A 14,655-nucleotide genomic window follows, 5' to 3' on the forward strand; every position below is an offset into this window, starting at 1 on the left:
GTCTTGCAGGCCAAACTAGCTGGATGCCTTGCCCGATTCCTGTGGGAGCAAGGCTTGCCCGCGATGCGATCGACTCGGTCAGTCAGATCCTCCGTGTCGCATTTATCGCGGGCAAGCCTTGCTCCCACAGGGTTATCCACAAGCCGTTAGAAATCCTTGCACAACCGCAGGGCGTCGTAGATGGCCGCGTGGGTATTACGCTGGGCCACACAGTCGCCGATGCGGAACAGCAGGTAGCCATCGCCGCTCTGCTCCAGGCACGGCTGGGGCTTGATCGCGAACAGGGCTTCGACGTCGATCTGGCCCTTGTTGCGCGAACCTTCCTTGAGCGCGTAGTAGATTTCCTCGTCCGGCCGCACGCCGTTTTCCACCACCACCTGGTCCACCACGCGTTCTTCCTTGGCGCCGGTGTATTCGTTCTCCAGCACCGCCACCAGCTTGTCGCCTTCGCGGTAGACCTTCTCCAGCATCATGTCCCCGGTCATGATCACTTCCTTGGGGTACATGCTGCGGTAGTAGGTGGGGAACGACGTCCCGCCAATGGCCACGCCCGGCTTGATGTCATCGGTGACGATCTCGACCTGGCTGCCCTTGTCGGCGAGGAAGTCGGCCACCGACATGCCGGTGAACTCGCAAATGGTGTCGTAGACCAGTACGTTCTTGCCCGGTGCAACCTTGCCGTCGAGCACGTCCCAGCTGCTGACCACCAGCCCTTCGGCCGCGCCCCAGTGCTCGTTCTGCTCCAGGAACGGATGGCCGCCGACGGCCAGCACCACCACGTCCGGGCGCAAGTCCATGATGGTCGCCGCGTCAGCCGCCACGCCCAGGCGCAGGTCGACTTTCAACCGCGCCAGCTCCAGTTGGAACCAGCGGGTGATACCGGCGATCTGGTCCCGTTGCGGGGCTTTCGAGGCGGTGGTGATCTGCCCGCCGATGAATTCCTTTTTCTCGAACAGGGTCACGTCGTGCCCACGCTCGGCGGCCACACGCGCCGCTTCCATCCCCGCTGGGCCGGCACCCACGACGACCACCTTGCGTTTCGGCCCGGTGGACTTCTCGATGATGTGCGGCACGCCCATGTATTCACGGGACGTCGCGGCGTTCTGGATGCACAGCACGTCCAGGCCCTGGTACTGGCGGTCGATGCAGTAGTTGGCGCCGACGCACTGCTTGATCTGGTCGATCTGGCCCATCTTGATCTTGGCGATCAGGTGCGGGTCGGCGATGTGGGCGCGGGTCATGCCGACCATGTCGACGTAACCGCCCTCCAGGATCCGCGTGGCCTGGTTCGGGTCCTTGATGTTCTGCGCGTGCAACACCGGAACCTTGACCACTTCCTTGATACCGGCGGCCAGGTGCAGGAACGGCTCCGGTGGATAACTCATGTTCGGGATGACGTTGGCCAGGGTGTTGTGGGTGTCGCAACCCGAGCCCACCACGCCGATGAAATCGAGCATGCCGGTGTCGTCGTAATACTTGGCGATCTGCTTCATGTCCTCGTGGGACAAGCCGTCCGGGTGGAACTCGTCACCGCACAGGCGCATGCCTACACAGAAATCGTCACCCACTTCGGCGCGCACGGCCTTCAGCACTTCCAGGCCGAACTTCATGCGGCCTTCGAAGGTGCCGCCCCATTCGTCGGTACGCTTGTTGACCCGCGGGCTCCAGAACTGGTCGATCATGTGCTGGTGCACGGCGGACAGCTCGACGCCGTCCAGGCCACCGGCCTTGGCGCGCTTGGCGGCGCTGGCGTAGTTGCCGATCACCCGCCAGATTTCTTCCGGCTCGATGGTCTTGCAGGTGGCGCGGTGCACCGGCTCACGCACACCGGACGGCGACATCAGGGTCGGCCAGTTGAAACCGTCCCAACGCGAGCGACGGCCCATGTGGGTAATCTGGATCATGATCTTGGCACCATGCTTGTGCATGGCGTCGGCCAGGTTCTGGAAGTGCGGAATGATGCGGTCGGTGGACAGGTTCACCGAACTCCACCACTCCTGCGGGCTGTCGATGGCGACCACGGACGAGCCACCGCAGATCGCCAGGCCGATGCCGCCCTTGGCCTTCTCCTCGTAATACTTCACGTACCGGTCGGTGGTCATGCCGCCGTCAGTGGCGTAGACCTCGGCGTGCGCGGTGCTGAGCACGCGGTTACGGATGGTCAGCTTGCCGATCTGGATCGGCTGGAACATTGCTTCAAAAGCCATGGTGCGATCCTCGACTTACAACGGCTTGACGATGAACAGGCCGTCGTCGTGGCCTTCTTCGGAACCGCCGTAGACCTGCTCGGCCACAGTGCGGATCTTGCTGCCGCGAGCGGCGAGGATCTGATCCATGGCACCGGCGAACCAGCCGGTGAACATGTAGTCGACCTTGCGCCCGACCTTGCCGTACACATAGACGAACGCCGAGTGTTCGAGCTTGACGCTGGCGGTGCCTTTGTCCAGGTCGATGTCCTGGATCTTGAACAGACCCCAACCACGCTGCGACAAACGCTTCATGTAGTGCTCGAACACCGCAACGCCTTCCAGGCCATGGCATTCGGCTTCTTTTTCACACCAGTGCCAGGCGGATTTGTAGCCGGCCTTGTAGAGAATCTCGGCGTAGGCGTCGGCGCCCAGCACTTCTTCGATGCCCATGTGGTTGTTGACGAAAAAGTGCCGTGGCACGTACAGCATCGGCAGGGCGTCGGAGGTCCAGACACCGGTTTCGCTGTCGACTTCGATAGGCAGTTGCGGGGCGATCTTGGCCATGAAAACTTGACTCCGGAAATTCGTGGTATTGCCTGCGGCGCAGAGGGCCGCAGGTAGAGGATTGGCGGTGCGGCGGCGGTTATTCGCCCCAGACGTCTTTCAAGACATTGACCCAGTTTTCACCCATGATCTTGCGCACTACCCGCTCAGGATGGCCGCGCTTGAGCAGCGTCTCGGTGAGGTTCGGGAACTCGCCCACGGTGCGGATGCCCAGGGGGTTGATGATCTTGCCGAAGCTGGTCAGACGACGGGCGTAGCCCTTGTCGTGGGTCAGCATTTCGAAGAAGTCCTGGCCGTGGCCCTGGGTGAAGTCGGTGCCGATGCCGATGGCGTCTTCACCGACGATGTTCATGGTGTACTCGATGGCCTCGGCGTAGTCGTCGATGGTCGAATCGATGCCCTTGGCCAGGAACGGCGCGAACATGGTCACGCCGACGAAACCGCCGTGATCGGCGATGAACTTCAGCTCTTCATCGGACTTGTTGCGCGGGTGTTCTTTCAGGCCGGACGGCAGGCAGTGGGAGTAGCACACTGGCTTCTTCGATTCGAGGATGACCTCTTCGGAGGTCTTTGAACCGACGTGGGACAGGTCGCACATGATGCCGACCCGGTTCATCTCGGCGACGATTTCGCGACCGAAGCCCGACAGGCCGCCGTCGCGTTCGTAGCAACCGGTGCCGACCAGGTTCTGGGTGTTGTAGCACATCTGCACCACACCCACGCCCAACTGCTTGAAGATCTCGACGTAGCCGAGTTGGTCTTCAAAGGCATGGGCGTTCTGGAAACCGAAGATGATGCCGGTCTTGCCCTGCTCCTTGGCGCGACGGATGTCGGCGGTGGTTTTCACCGGGATCACCAGGTCGCTGTTCTCGCGGATCAGTTTCTGGCTGGCGGCGATGTTGTTGATGGTGGCCTGGAAACCTTCCCACACCGACACGGTGCAGTTGGCAGCGGTCAGGCCGCCCTTGCGCATGTCTTCGAACAGGTCGCGGTTCCACTTGGCAATGATCAGCCCGTCGATAACGATGCTGTCGGCGTGCAATTCGGCTGGGCTCATCAGGCAGTCCCCTTTTATCAGCGATTCATGCGCCGAATCGTGTGCCGGCGCTTTGGGGCCAGCATATGCCTGAGGGCCGCGACGACCCGGTGCAAAAACGACAGGGGAATTGCCGAAAGCGTCAATCCACGACAAAGGGGTACACCAGGCCCACCCTACCCGTCTGTTCTTTACCCGACGCTTGCGCCAGAATCCGCCGCATCACTGGTTTTCACTGGACTTGAGCGGCAACGCGATGAAATCACTCTTCCTGGCTTTGGCACTGATCAGCACCCTGGCACACGCAACCGAAGACACCGGGCCCAACCCCTGTGACGAAGTTGAAAACGACGTCCAGACCCTGGCCTGCTCGGCCTACGGCAAAATCGCCGCCGAACAATTGCTGGGCGAAAACCTGCAAAGCCTCAACGAGCGCCTGCAAACCCGCTACGCCAGCGACAAGGCCCAGCTCAACGACATCACCGCCAAGATCAAGGCCGCCCAGCAACTCTGGCAAAAACAGCGCGAGGCCGATTGCGCCATCGCCGCCTTCCCGGCCAAACCCGGCGGCGAAGCCTACAAAATCGCCGAAAACGACTGCATGGCCCAGGTGAGCGATGATCGGTCGGAGTTTTTGGAGTCGATTGGGCAGGAGTGATGCTTCAGAAGCCGTTTAGCGCGGTAAGCTGCTTGCATCATTGGTAAAGGGATTCACATGAAAACGTGCGGCATCGAAATCAAAGGCAGCGAAGCGATCATCGCCGTTGCCTCGCTGGATCAACAGGCGCTGAGCCACGTCCCGCTGAACACCAAGAAAATCGCCCTGGACGACGATGACGAAGCTGCCAACGTCAAAGCGTTTGCTGCTCAGGTACGGGCGTTTGTGGTTGAGAATGGCATCGAACGCATCGCCATCAAGAAGCGCAGCAAGAAAGGCGAGTTCGCCGGTGGCCCGACCACGTTCAAGATCGAAGGGGTTTTCCAGTTGCTGGACGGTTGCGAGGTGACACTGCTGTCGCCGCAGACCATCAATGCGCAGAGCAAGAAACATGACTTCGCCCTGCCGGCGACGCTGAACAAGTATCAGCATGAGGCTTACAAGGCAGCGTGTTCGGCATTAGTGAAGAAATAGGCTTTTTCCAGCCAGACACAGTACCTGTGGCGAGGGAGCTTGCTCCCGCTCGGCTGCGCAGCAGTCGTAAACCGGTTTGCAGGGTTCACCTGTTGCACCGCGGTGTCTGGTTTGGGGCGGCTACGCCACCCAGCGGGAGCAAGCTCCCTCGCCACGGGATATATTCAAAATTCAATGTTGCTGGCGATACCCCTTCAACCAATCGGCAAACGCCTTGTCCTCCAGCGCATAACCCCCGCGGTTGGACTTCCACACCAATTCCTTTTCACGCAGCGCATCAATACAGGATTGGATGGTCTGGGTACCGGGCACGACTTCGCTTCCCATGGTCCTCAGCGCCTTGCCCACCACCTCCAGCGTTGAATCGGTGAAAGGCGCGAAGGGTTCGTTGTTCTGCGAGCGCTCGGCCATGACCTGTAGCACGGCGCGTTGGGGCACCGTCAGGGCGTTCCAGGCGCTCTCGAACTCGGTCCAGACGCCGGCGCGCAGCATTTCAGCGCTGTTGCGCAGCAAGTCACCCAACTGGCTCGCCTCACCCAGCTCCAGGGCAATTTCGCCGATGACGCTGCGCAACATTTCGGGACGGCGCCCAACCAACTCAAAAGCCTGGTCGAGGTCATCGGCGTTGAACTGGTTGGTCTGGGCCAGGTGTGCGTTCAAGTGGGCGGTGTAGGCCTGGGTGAAAGCTTTGCCCAACAAAGGAAACGGCGTGATGCTGGACCCGTAGAACGGTTGGTTGCGGCTCAATACCAAGTGGGCGAGCTTGTCGCGATTGGAGCCGGTGAACACCAGCCGCAGGCCGCTGGTATCCCCCTCACGTCCCTGGTTGAGCTGGTCGCGGGCAGCCTTGAGGCCGAACATCGCGTTGACCCCGGCCTCGGTGGTCAAGGCATGCTGGGCTTCGTCGATCACCAGCACCACGGTTTTACCCGCGGCACGGTGCAACAGCTCCAGCGCCTGGGTCAGCGTCGCCCCTTCGGGCAGTTGCGGCTGGCTGAAATCCCAGGACAACGTGCGCAAGAAGCTGAGTTTGTCGATGCCCATGGATTTTGCAAGCTTGCGGATGCCCTTTTCATAAGGCACCAGTGCCCCGGCGATGGCCGAGGCGATCAGGTCGGCAGGGTCCTTCTCCTTGTTGGCCCAAAGGTCGACGTAGACCGCGAGCCAACCTCGCGTCTCGCATTCGGGAATCAAGTCTTCGCGCAGGAACGTACTTTTTCCGGTACGCCTTGGCGCGGCCAGGAACAGGCCTGAGGTGTAATCCTGGATCCCGGCGCCGGCCAGCCCATCGACAATATTGCGGGCCAGATCGGGGCGCCGGAAGACAAAACCGGGGTGCTTGGACATGGTTTTATACTCAATTATGGCGACAGGTATAATTTATAGTCACGAGTATAATTGAGTATAAAAGCCTGTCAAACCAACTCCCGCCCATCCCCCTGCCGTCGCCGATCCTCCCGCGGGCAGCGCTCGAACCGTGCCCGATAGCTGCGGGTAAAGTACGACGGTGACTCAAAGCCGCAGGCGATGCTCACTTCCAGCACACTCATGTCGGTCTGACGCAGCAACTGCCGGGCCTTTTCCAGGCGCAGGCGCAGGTAGAAGTTGCTCGGGGTGTCGTTCAGGTGCAGGCGGAACAGCCGTTCGAGTTGGCGGCGGGTGACGTTGATCGACTCGGCCAGCGCCAAGGTGCTCAGGGGCGGTTCGCTGTGGGTTTCCATCTCGCCGATGACGTGCACCAGCTTCTTGTTGCGAATGCCGTAGCGGTTGGCGATTTCCATGCGCTGGTGGTCTTTGCGCGGGCGGATGCGGCCGAGCACGAACTGCTCGCTGACCTGGATCGCCAGTTCCGAACCGTGGGCCTGGCCGATCAGGTCCAGCATCAGGTCGATGGAAGCCGTGCCGCCCGCACAGGTGATGCGGCGACGGTCGATTTCGAACAGTTCCTGGGTCACGCTGAGTTGCGGATAGGACTCCTTGAACGCCTCGATCGCTTCCCAATGCAAAGTCACGCGGTGCCCTTCCAACAGCCCCGCTTCGGCCAGCACCACACTGCCGGTGTCGATGCCGCCCAGGGTCACGCCTTCGTTGTCCAGCCGATGCAGCCAGCGTTCCAGTGCCGGGGTGGCGAATTTCAGCGGTTCGAACCCGGCCACCACCCAGAGGGTCGCGCCCTTCTTCAGCGGTTCCAGTGCGGCATCGGCGTTGACCGACATGCCATTGCTCGCCAGCACCGGCCCGCCATCGACACTCAGCACATGCCAGCGGCACAGCTCGCCACGAAACCGATTGGCGACCCGCAAGGGCTCGATGGCCGAAATGAAACCGATGGCCGAAAAACCCGGCATCAACAAGAAGTAGAAATCCTGGGACATGGAGCGCACTCGGTTGGCGGGTAGCGTGCGGACCTTGATACGCCAGTTGCAAGGGCCGTTCAAGGGGACAGGTCGCTGCAGTGCAAGAGCACGTCGCCGCTGTGCGTTTTGCCCCGCCCGGGGCTGCGTAACTTGGCATCACCGGCGCACAGACTCCGGGCCCCATAACAATAAGCTGCCGAGGAACCTGACAATGAAACAACTGATCAGCTACTGCGTTCTTGCACTCAGCGCCACCCAGCTCCTAAGCCCGGCCGCCATGGCAGCCGAGCCCGCCGCATGCCAGAACGTGCGCCTGGGCGTGGTCAACTGGACCGACGTCATCGCCACCAGCGCCCTGACCCAAGTGATGCTCGACGGCCTCGGCTACAAGACCAAGCAAACCAGCGCCTCCCAGCAAATCATCTTCGCCGGCATCCGCGACCAGCGCCTGGACCTTTTCCTGGGCTACTGGAACCCGTTGATGACCCAGACCATCACCCCGTTCGTTGAAGCCAAGCAGGTCAAGGTGCTGGAACAGCCGAGCCTCAAGGACGCCCGCGCCACCCTGGCCGTGCCGACCTACCTGGCCGACAAGGGCCTGAAGACCTTCGCCGACATCGCCAAATTCGAAAAAGAGTTGGGCGGCAAGATCTACGGCATTGAGCCTGGCTCCGGCGCCAACACCCAGATCAAGGCGATGATCGCCAAGAACCAGTTCGGCCTGGGCAAATTCCAACTGGTGGAGTCCAGCGAAGCCGGCATGCTCGCCGCAGTGGACCGCGCCGTGCGGCGCAAGGAAGCCGTGGTGTTCTTCGGCTGGGCGCCGCACCCGATGAACGTCAACGTGCAAATGACCTACCTCACCGGCAGCGACGACGCCCTCGGCCCGAACGAAGGCATGGCCACCGTCTGGACGGTCACTGCGCCGAACTACGCCGAGCAATGCCCGAACGTCGGTCGCTTGCTGAGCAACCTGACCTTCAGCGCCGAAGACGAGAGCCGGATGATGCAGCCGTTGCTCGATCACAAGGACCCGCTCGAATCAGCCCGGCAATGGCTCAAGGATCATCCGCAAGACAAGCAGCGCTGGCTCGAAGGCGTCACCACCTTCGACGGCAAGCCGGCCGCCGACAACCTGAAACTCACCAGCAACTGAATAACCGTTATCCATCTGCGCAGCGCCAAACGGCTGCGCGGTGACTCACCACGCCTGAAGGAAGCCGCACCATGAACCACGACGTCATCATCACCTGCGCACTCACCGGTGCTGGCGACACGACCGCCAAGAGCCCTCACGTACCGGTCACCCCGAAACAGATCGCCGCCGCCGCCATCGAGGCGGCGAAGGCCGGGGCCACGGTGGTCCATTGCCACGTCCGCGACCCGCAGACCGGCAAGTTCAGCCGCGACGTGGCGTTGTACCGCGAAGTGATGGAGCGCATCCGTGAGGCGGACGTGGACATCATCGTCAACCTCACCGCCGGCATGGGCGGTGATCTGGAGATCGGTGCCGGTGAACGGCCGATGGAATTCGGCCCCAACACCGACCTGGTGGGGCCGCTGACCCGCCTGGCCCACGTCGAAGAGCTGTTGCCGGAAATCTGCACCCTGGATTGCGGCACCCTGAACTTCGGCGACGGCGACACCATTTACGTCTCCACCCCAGCGCAACTGCGGGCCGGCGCCAAGCGCATCACCGAACTGGGGGTCAAGGCCGAGCTGGAGATCTTCGACACCGGCCACCTGTGGTTCGCCAAGCAACTGATCAAGGAAGGCCTGCTGGACAACCCGCTGTTCCAGCTCTGCCTGGGCATCCCATGGGGCGCACCGGCCGACACCACCACCATGAAAGCCATGGTCGACAACCTGCCGGCGGACGCGGTGTGGGCCGGCTTCGGCATCGGCCGCATGCAAATGCCAATGGCCGCCCAGGCGGTGCTGCTGGGGGGCAACGTGCGGGTCGGTCTGGAGGACAACCTCTGGCTGGACAAAGGCGTACTCGCCACCAACGGCCAACTGGTGGAGCGGGCCGGCGAAATCCTCAGTCGCCTCGGTGCCCGCGTGCTCACCCCGGCTGAAGGTCGCAAGAAAATGGGCCTCACCCAGCGCGGCTGAGCCAACACCCATATCCCCCTATGGGGCACAACCTGTGGGAGCAAGGCTTGCCCGCGATAACGGTATGTCAGTCGACATCCCCGTTGAATCTACTGCCGCCATCGCGGGCAAGCCTTGCTCCCACAGGAGATCACCGAACTATTTTTTCAGGAAATCACCATGAGCTTTATCACCGACATCAAGACCTTCGCCGCCCTGGGCAGCGGTGTGATCGGCAGTGGCTGGGTCAGCCGGGCCCTGGCCCATGGCCTGGACGTCGTCGCCTGGGACCCGGCGCCGGGCGCCGAAGCAGCGTTGCGCAAGCGCGTTGCCAATGCCTGGGGCGCCCTGGAGAAACAGGGCCTGGCCCCTGGCGCCTCGCAGGATCGGCTACGCTTTGTCGCCACCATCGAAGAGTGTGTGCGCGACGCCGATTTCATTCAGGAAAGCGCTCCCGAGCGCCTGGCGTTGAAACTCGAATTGCACGGCCAGATCAGCGCCGCCGCCAAGCCGAACGCATTGATCGGTTCCAGCACCTCGGGGCTGCTGCCGAGCGAATTCTACGAAGGCGCCACCCATCCGGAACGCTGCGTGGTCGGTCACCCGTTCAATCCGGTTTACCTATTGCCGCTGGTGGAAGTGGTCGGCGGTAAAAACACTGCACCGGAGGCGGTGCAGGCGGCGATGCAGGTGTACGAATCCCTCGGCATGCGGCCGCTGCACGTGCGCAAGGAAGTGCCCGGGTTCATCGCCGACCGCCTGCTCGAAGCGCTCTGGCGCGAAGCCCTGCACCTGGTCAACGACGGCGTGGCGACCACCGGGGAAATCGACGATGCGATCCGCTTTGGCGCCGGCTTGCGCTGGTCGTTCATGGGCACGTTCCTGACCTACACCCTGGCCGGCGGCGATGCCGGGATGCGGCACTTCATGGCCCAGTTCGGCCCGGCGCTGCAACTGCCGTGGACCTATCTGCCGGCGCCAGAGCTGACCGAAAAGCTGATCGACGATGTGGTGGACGGCACAAGCGAGCAATTGGGCAGCCACAGCATCTCGGCCCTGGAACGCTATCGTGATGATTGCCTGCTGGCGGTGCTGGAGGCAGTGAAGGCCACCAAGGCCAAGCACGGAATGTCTTTCGCTGAATAACCCCCGGTGGGAGCGGGCTTGCTCGCGAAGAGGCTGGTACATCCGCTCAATATCGTGCGGCAGATACACCGCCTTCGCGAGCAAGCCCGCTCCCACATGAATCCCAATCTTCTGTTGGATCGTCATCATGCCCACCCTCACCACCTACCAAACCCGCATCCTCCCCGACTGGGTCGATTACAACGGCCATCTGCGCGATGCCTTCTACCTGCTGATCTTCAGCTACGCCACCGACGCGCTGATGGACCGGCTCGGCCTGGACAGCCAGAACCGCGAAGCCAGCGGCCACTCGTTGTTCACCCTCGAACTGCACCTCAACTACCTGCACGAAGTGAAGCTCGACGCCCAGGTCGAGGTGCACACGCACATCATCGGCCACGACGCCAAACGCCTGCACCTCTACCACAGCCTGCATCTGGTCGGCGGAGATAAAGAGCTGGCTGGCAATGAACAGATGCTGCTGCACGTCGACCTGGCCGGCCCGCGCTCGGCGCCTTTCACCGAACAGACCCTGGGCCGGCTCAGCGCCCTGCTCGACGAACAATCCGACCTGCCGCCGCCGCTGTACATCGGCCGGATCATCGCCCTGCCTCTCCCCCGATAAGCCGCGAACAGGAAATCGCCATGAACACCGCCGCCGCTTTTGCCGACTTCCGCCGTTATCCCCTGATCTTCCCCTTGACCGCAGCAACTCTGTTGGCCGACCGGGTGCAAGTGACGTGGGCCGACGGCCGGACCAGCCCCTTTCATCACCCGTGGCTGCGGGACAACTGCCCGTGCGCCCAATGCGTCTACAGCGTCACCCGCGAACAGGTGCTGGAGATCGTCGACGTTCCTGAAGACATGCCCCCCAGCGCGACCCGTCTCGACGACGAAGGTTGCTTGTGCGTGGACTGGCAGGACGGTCACCAGAGCCGTTTCGACCCCGGCTGGCTGCGCGCCCACGCCTACGATGACCAATCCCGCGCCGAGCGCCTGGCGAACAAGCCCCGGCGCCAACTGTGGCGGCACGACCTGCAATTGCCAGTGTTCGATTACCCGGCGCTGATGGACGATGACGATGCGTTGTTGCAATGGTTGCTGGCGGTGCGCGACATCGGCCTGACCCAGGTGCGCGGCGTGCCCACCGAACCCGGTTCGCTGAAACGGGTTGCCCAACGCATTTCCTTCATCCGCGAGAGTAACTTCGGCGTGCTGTTCAACGTGCAGTCCAAGGCCGATGCCGACAGCAACGCCTACACCGCTTTCAACCTGCCGCTGCACAGCGACCTGCCGACCCGCGAATTGCAGCCGGGGCTGCAATTCCTGCATTGCCTGGTGAATGACGCCGACGGTGGCGAGAGCATTTTTGTCGACGGTTTTGCCCTTGCCGAGACCCTGCGCCAGGAAGACCCCGAGGCCTTCGACGCGCTGTGCCGGATCCCGGTGGAGTTTCGCAACAAGGACCGTCGCAGCGACTACCGCTGCCTGGCGCCGATCATCGCGCTGGACGCCTTGGGGCAGGTTTCGGAAATCCGCATGGCAAACTTCCTGCGCGGGCCGTTCGACACCTCGGCCGATCAGATGCCCAGGCTTTACCGCGCCTACCGCCGCTTCATCGCCCTGACCCGCGAGCCACAATTTCGCCTGATACAGCGTCTCGAGCCCGGCCAGCTCTGGTGCTTCGACAACCGCCGCACGCTCCACGCCCGCAATGCCTTCGACCCGGCTTCCGGGGCCCGGCATTTCCAGGGGTGCTATGTGGATCGGGATGAGTTGCTGTCGCGGATTCTGGTTCTGCAGCGCTAGACCGCGAAGGCGTCCGATCAATCAACCCAATTTCTCCCTGATTTTCACAGGCAAAAAAATCCCCGATCAAGCCGTGACAGGATCGGGGCAGGAGCGTTACTGGAGGAGCTGTTGCGCGAGGGTGACCAAACCATCGTGATTCAGCTTGAGGCCAGTGTGCCCAGTCCAGGTCCGTGCAAGTTAGCCGAAAACGACGCCTCCATAGTCATTCATGACATTGCGACCATTTGCCCTTGCCGCCGCTTCGGGTGGCTACCAGAATCGAGACACGACCCCAATCCCTGAACAAGGAAAAGCGTCATGATGTACGCCGATTTGATCGACCAGGAAGACCTGCTGGGCCATCTCAAGGCCCTGGGCCTGCAAATACCCAGTGGCTCCACCGCCGAGCAGGCGTGCGAGTGTGCCGTGCGGGGGCTGGACACCGTCCGTGCCAATGAATTGCGGCGGATGGTCAAGGAGATGTACACCAGCAGCGCCACCATCCTGCCGGCGGTGCGCCAGGCGATCGATAAACAGCTGTTGCCGGCTCTGACGGATTACCAGCAAAACCATAGCGCCTGACAGAACCCAATTGCTCCCACAGGATCTGTGTCGTTCACAAAACCTGTGGGAGCGAGCTTGCTCGCGATGGCGGCCTGACTGAGTACATATCCGTTGCTGCGGTAACGGCCACTTATGGTTCCGCTTTTACAGCGGGTCACTTTCGAAAAGCGCGAAAGTAACCAAAGCGCTTCTGCCCCACCACTCGGTGCCTCGCTTAGGCTCGGCATGCCCGAACGAAGGCATTGCTCCGTGGGCCCGCCGCGAAGGGCCATCCATGGCCCAGCGCGGCTAACCCGGCATCCATGCCGGGTTGCCCACTGCGCAATGCCTGCGTTCGGCCAGCGTGGTTAACGGGGCGCCGAGATCAACGTCCTTTCCGAGGCGGCCTAGTAGCCGACCTGGCTCTTCCGGTCGTACACCCCCTCAGATCTATTTGAGCAGGACCTGTGGGAGCAAAGCTTGCTCGCGAGACGGCCTTACAACCGGCCTGTCTCCCCAGCCATGCCCCGACCCAACTGTGGGAGCGAGCTTGCTCGCGATGAAGGCGCTGCGGTCTTAGAGCCTCACACTGGCAAACGTCGACTCATTACGCGCCTGGCTCAGCGCCGACAGCGGGCCGGACAATGGCGACAGCACCAGCGCCTGCGGCAGCGGCATCATCGCCACCTGTTGCGTGGTGTTGGAACCGACGCGCTCGTCCCGTGGTGGAATGCCGAAGTATTCGCGGTAGCACTTGGAGAAGTGCGGGGTGGAGACGAAGCCGCACACCGAGGCCACTTCGATGATCGACATCGGTGTCTGCTTGAGCAGTTGCCGTGCACGAATCAGCCGCAGCTTGAGGTAATAGCGCGATGGCGAGCAGTGCAGGTATTTCTGGAACAACCGCTCCAGCTGACGCCGGGACACGGCGACGTACACCGCCAGTTCGTCCAGGTCGATCGGCTCTTCGAGGTTGGCCTCCATCAGCGCGACGATTTCCTGCAACTTCGGCTGGTTGGTGCCGAGCATGTGCTTGAGCGGCACACGCTGGTGATCCTGTTCGTTGCGAATACGCTCGTAGACAAACATTTCCGAGATCGCTGCCGACAGTTCACGGCCATGATCGCGGCTGATCAGGTGCAGCATCATGTCCAGCGGCGCGGTGCCGCCGGAGCTGGTGAAGCGGTTGCGGTCGAGGGTGAACAAGCGGGTACTCATCGATACCCGTGGGAAAGCTTCCTGCATTGCCGCCAGGCATTCCCAGTGCACGCTGCAATCGAAACCGTCCAGCAGGCCGGCGCAGGCCAGGGCCCAACTGCCGGTGCAGACCGCGCCGAGGCGACGGGATTGGCGAGCCTGGCCTTGCAGCCAAGACACGTGTTCGCGGGTCACGGTGCGCTGGATGCCGATGCCGCCACAGACGATGACAGTGTCCAGGGCCGGCGCCTTGTGCATGGAGGCGTCAGGAGTGATTTGCAAACCGTCGCTGGCCCAGACCTGGCCGCCATCGACCGTAAGGGTGGTCCAGCGATACAGCTCGCGACCGGAGAGTTGGTTGGCCATGCGTAGCGGTTCTACCGCGGACGCCAGGGAAATCAGCGTGAAATTGTCCAGCAGCAAAAAGCCGATGGATTGAGGCGCACGGTTCTGGGGTTGGGCCCCGGAGTTGGACGTCGTCATCGCGGTATCTCCTCACACAAAGCGGGTGATGGCCTCAGGCGGAGGCTCTTGTTATTGCCATCGTTCTCGTGCCGAGACGGGGCTTTATCGGGATAGAGCAATTGCCATGCCTAAAATTGAATGCGCGTTCAATAAATCCTGAAA

Annotated in this window: 14 protein-coding genes; 8 read left to right on the forward strand and 6 right to left on the reverse strand. The window is 62.2% G+C overall.

Going from position 1 to position 14,655, the window contains the following annotated elements:
- Positions 1 to 146: 146 nt before the first annotated feature.
- The 3 genes from dgcA to HU749_RS27655 form a co-directional block, all read right to left on the reverse strand.
- Positions 147 to 2,207, reverse strand: a complete 2,061-nt coding sequence (gene dgcA, locus HU749_RS27645) for a dimethylglycine demethylation protein DgcA (RefSeq protein WP_014340592.1) — start codon at positions 2,205 to 2,207, stop codon at positions 147 to 149.
- A 15-nt stretch (positions 2,208 to 2,222) separates the two neighbouring features.
- Complete coding sequence (locus HU749_RS27650) at positions 2,223 to 2,753, reverse strand: 4-vinyl reductase (RefSeq protein ID WP_003177589.1); 531 nt, start codon at positions 2,751 to 2,753, stop codon at positions 2,223 to 2,225.
- Between the two features lie 79 nt (positions 2,754 to 2,832).
- Positions 2,833 to 3,810 carry a dipeptidase gene (locus tag HU749_RS27655; RefSeq protein WP_014340593.1) on the reverse strand — a complete coding sequence of 326 codons (978 nt, stop codon included), beginning with the start codon at positions 3,808 to 3,810 and terminating at the stop codon, positions 2,833 to 2,835.
- A 235-nt stretch (positions 3,811 to 4,045) separates the two neighbouring features.
- On the opposite strand from HU749_RS27655, the gene HU749_RS27660 reads away from it, so the two are divergent.
- Together HU749_RS27660 and HU749_RS27665 are read left to right on the forward strand one after the other, a co-directional pair.
- A complete protein-coding gene (locus HU749_RS27660) occupies positions 4,046 to 4,447 on the forward strand; it encodes a lysozyme inhibitor LprI family protein (protein ID WP_186649575.1) in 402 nt (133 codons plus the stop codon).
- A 57-nt stretch (positions 4,448 to 4,504) separates the two neighbouring features.
- Positions 4,505 to 4,921, forward strand: a complete 417-nt coding sequence (locus HU749_RS27665; RefSeq protein WP_046063294.1) for a DUF3010 family protein — start codon at positions 4,505 to 4,507, stop codon at positions 4,919 to 4,921.
- Between the two features lie 171 nt (positions 4,922 to 5,092).
- On the opposite strand, the gene HU749_RS27670 is transcribed toward HU749_RS27665, so the two are convergent.
- Together HU749_RS27670 and HU749_RS27675 are read right to left on the reverse strand one after the other, a co-directional pair.
- Positions 5,093 to 6,268, reverse strand: a complete 1,176-nt coding sequence (locus HU749_RS27670; protein WP_186649203.1) for an ATP-binding protein — start codon at positions 6,266 to 6,268, stop codon at positions 5,093 to 5,095.
- Between the two features lie 68 nt (positions 6,269 to 6,336).
- A complete protein-coding gene (locus HU749_RS27675; RefSeq protein ID WP_079302921.1) occupies positions 6,337 to 7,296 on the reverse strand; it encodes a GlxA family transcriptional regulator in 960 nt (319 codons plus the stop codon).
- Positions 7,297 to 7,489: 193 nt separating this feature from the next.
- Between HU749_RS27675 and choX the strand changes: the two genes are divergently transcribed.
- The 6 genes from choX (at position 7,490) to HU749_RS27705 (ending at position 12,870) form a co-directional block, all read left to right on the forward strand.
- Positions 7,490 to 8,434 (forward strand): choline ABC transporter substrate-binding protein, encoded by a 945-nt coding sequence (gene choX, locus HU749_RS27680; RefSeq protein WP_186649205.1) that lies wholly within the window; start codon positions 7,490 to 7,492, stop codon positions 8,432 to 8,434.
- Between the two features lie 71 nt (positions 8,435 to 8,505).
- Positions 8,506 to 9,393 carry a 3-dehydrocarnitine:acetyl-CoA trimethylamine transferase CdhC gene (gene cdhC / locus HU749_RS27685; RefSeq protein ID WP_046063290.1) on the forward strand — a complete coding sequence of 296 codons (888 nt, stop codon included), beginning with the start codon at positions 8,506 to 8,508 and terminating at the stop codon, positions 9,391 to 9,393.
- A gap of 159 nt (positions 9,394 to 9,552) precedes the next feature.
- Positions 9,553 to 10,518 (forward strand): L-carnitine dehydrogenase, encoded by a 966-nt coding sequence (locus HU749_RS27690; RefSeq protein ID WP_186649207.1) that lies wholly within the window; start codon positions 9,553 to 9,555, stop codon positions 10,516 to 10,518.
- A gap of 127 nt (positions 10,519 to 10,645) precedes the next feature.
- Positions 10,646 to 11,122 carry a thioesterase family protein gene (locus HU749_RS27695; RefSeq protein WP_079302924.1) on the forward strand — a complete coding sequence of 159 codons (477 nt, stop codon included), beginning with the start codon at positions 10,646 to 10,648 and terminating at the stop codon, positions 11,120 to 11,122.
- 20 nt (positions 11,123 to 11,142) lie between these two features.
- The gene (locus HU749_RS27700) at positions 11,143 to 12,306 is read left to right on the forward strand and encodes a gamma-butyrobetaine dioxygenase (protein ID WP_186649209.1); all 1,164 of its coding nucleotides are present in this window, start codon (positions 11,143 to 11,145) and stop codon (positions 12,304 to 12,306) included.
- Positions 12,307 to 12,606: 300 nt separating this feature from the next.
- Entirely contained in the window at positions 12,607 to 12,870 is a 264-nt protein-coding gene (locus HU749_RS27705) for a hypothetical protein (protein ID WP_003206350.1), read from the forward strand.
- A gap of 537 nt (positions 12,871 to 13,407) precedes the next feature.
- Here the strand turns inward: HU749_RS27705 and gbdR are convergent.
- Positions 13,408 to 14,511, reverse strand: coding sequence for a choline metabolism transcriptional regulator GbdR (gbdR, locus tag HU749_RS27710; protein WP_013694424.1), 1,104 nt, complete (start codon positions 14,509 to 14,511; stop codon positions 13,408 to 13,410).
- Positions 14,512 to 14,655 lie beyond the last annotated feature (144 nt).

The organism is Pseudomonas ogarae, from assembly GCF_014268695.2.
GTDB classification, from domain to species: domain Bacteria; phylum Pseudomonadota; class Gammaproteobacteria; order Pseudomonadales; family Pseudomonadaceae; genus Aquipseudomonas; species Aquipseudomonas kilonensis.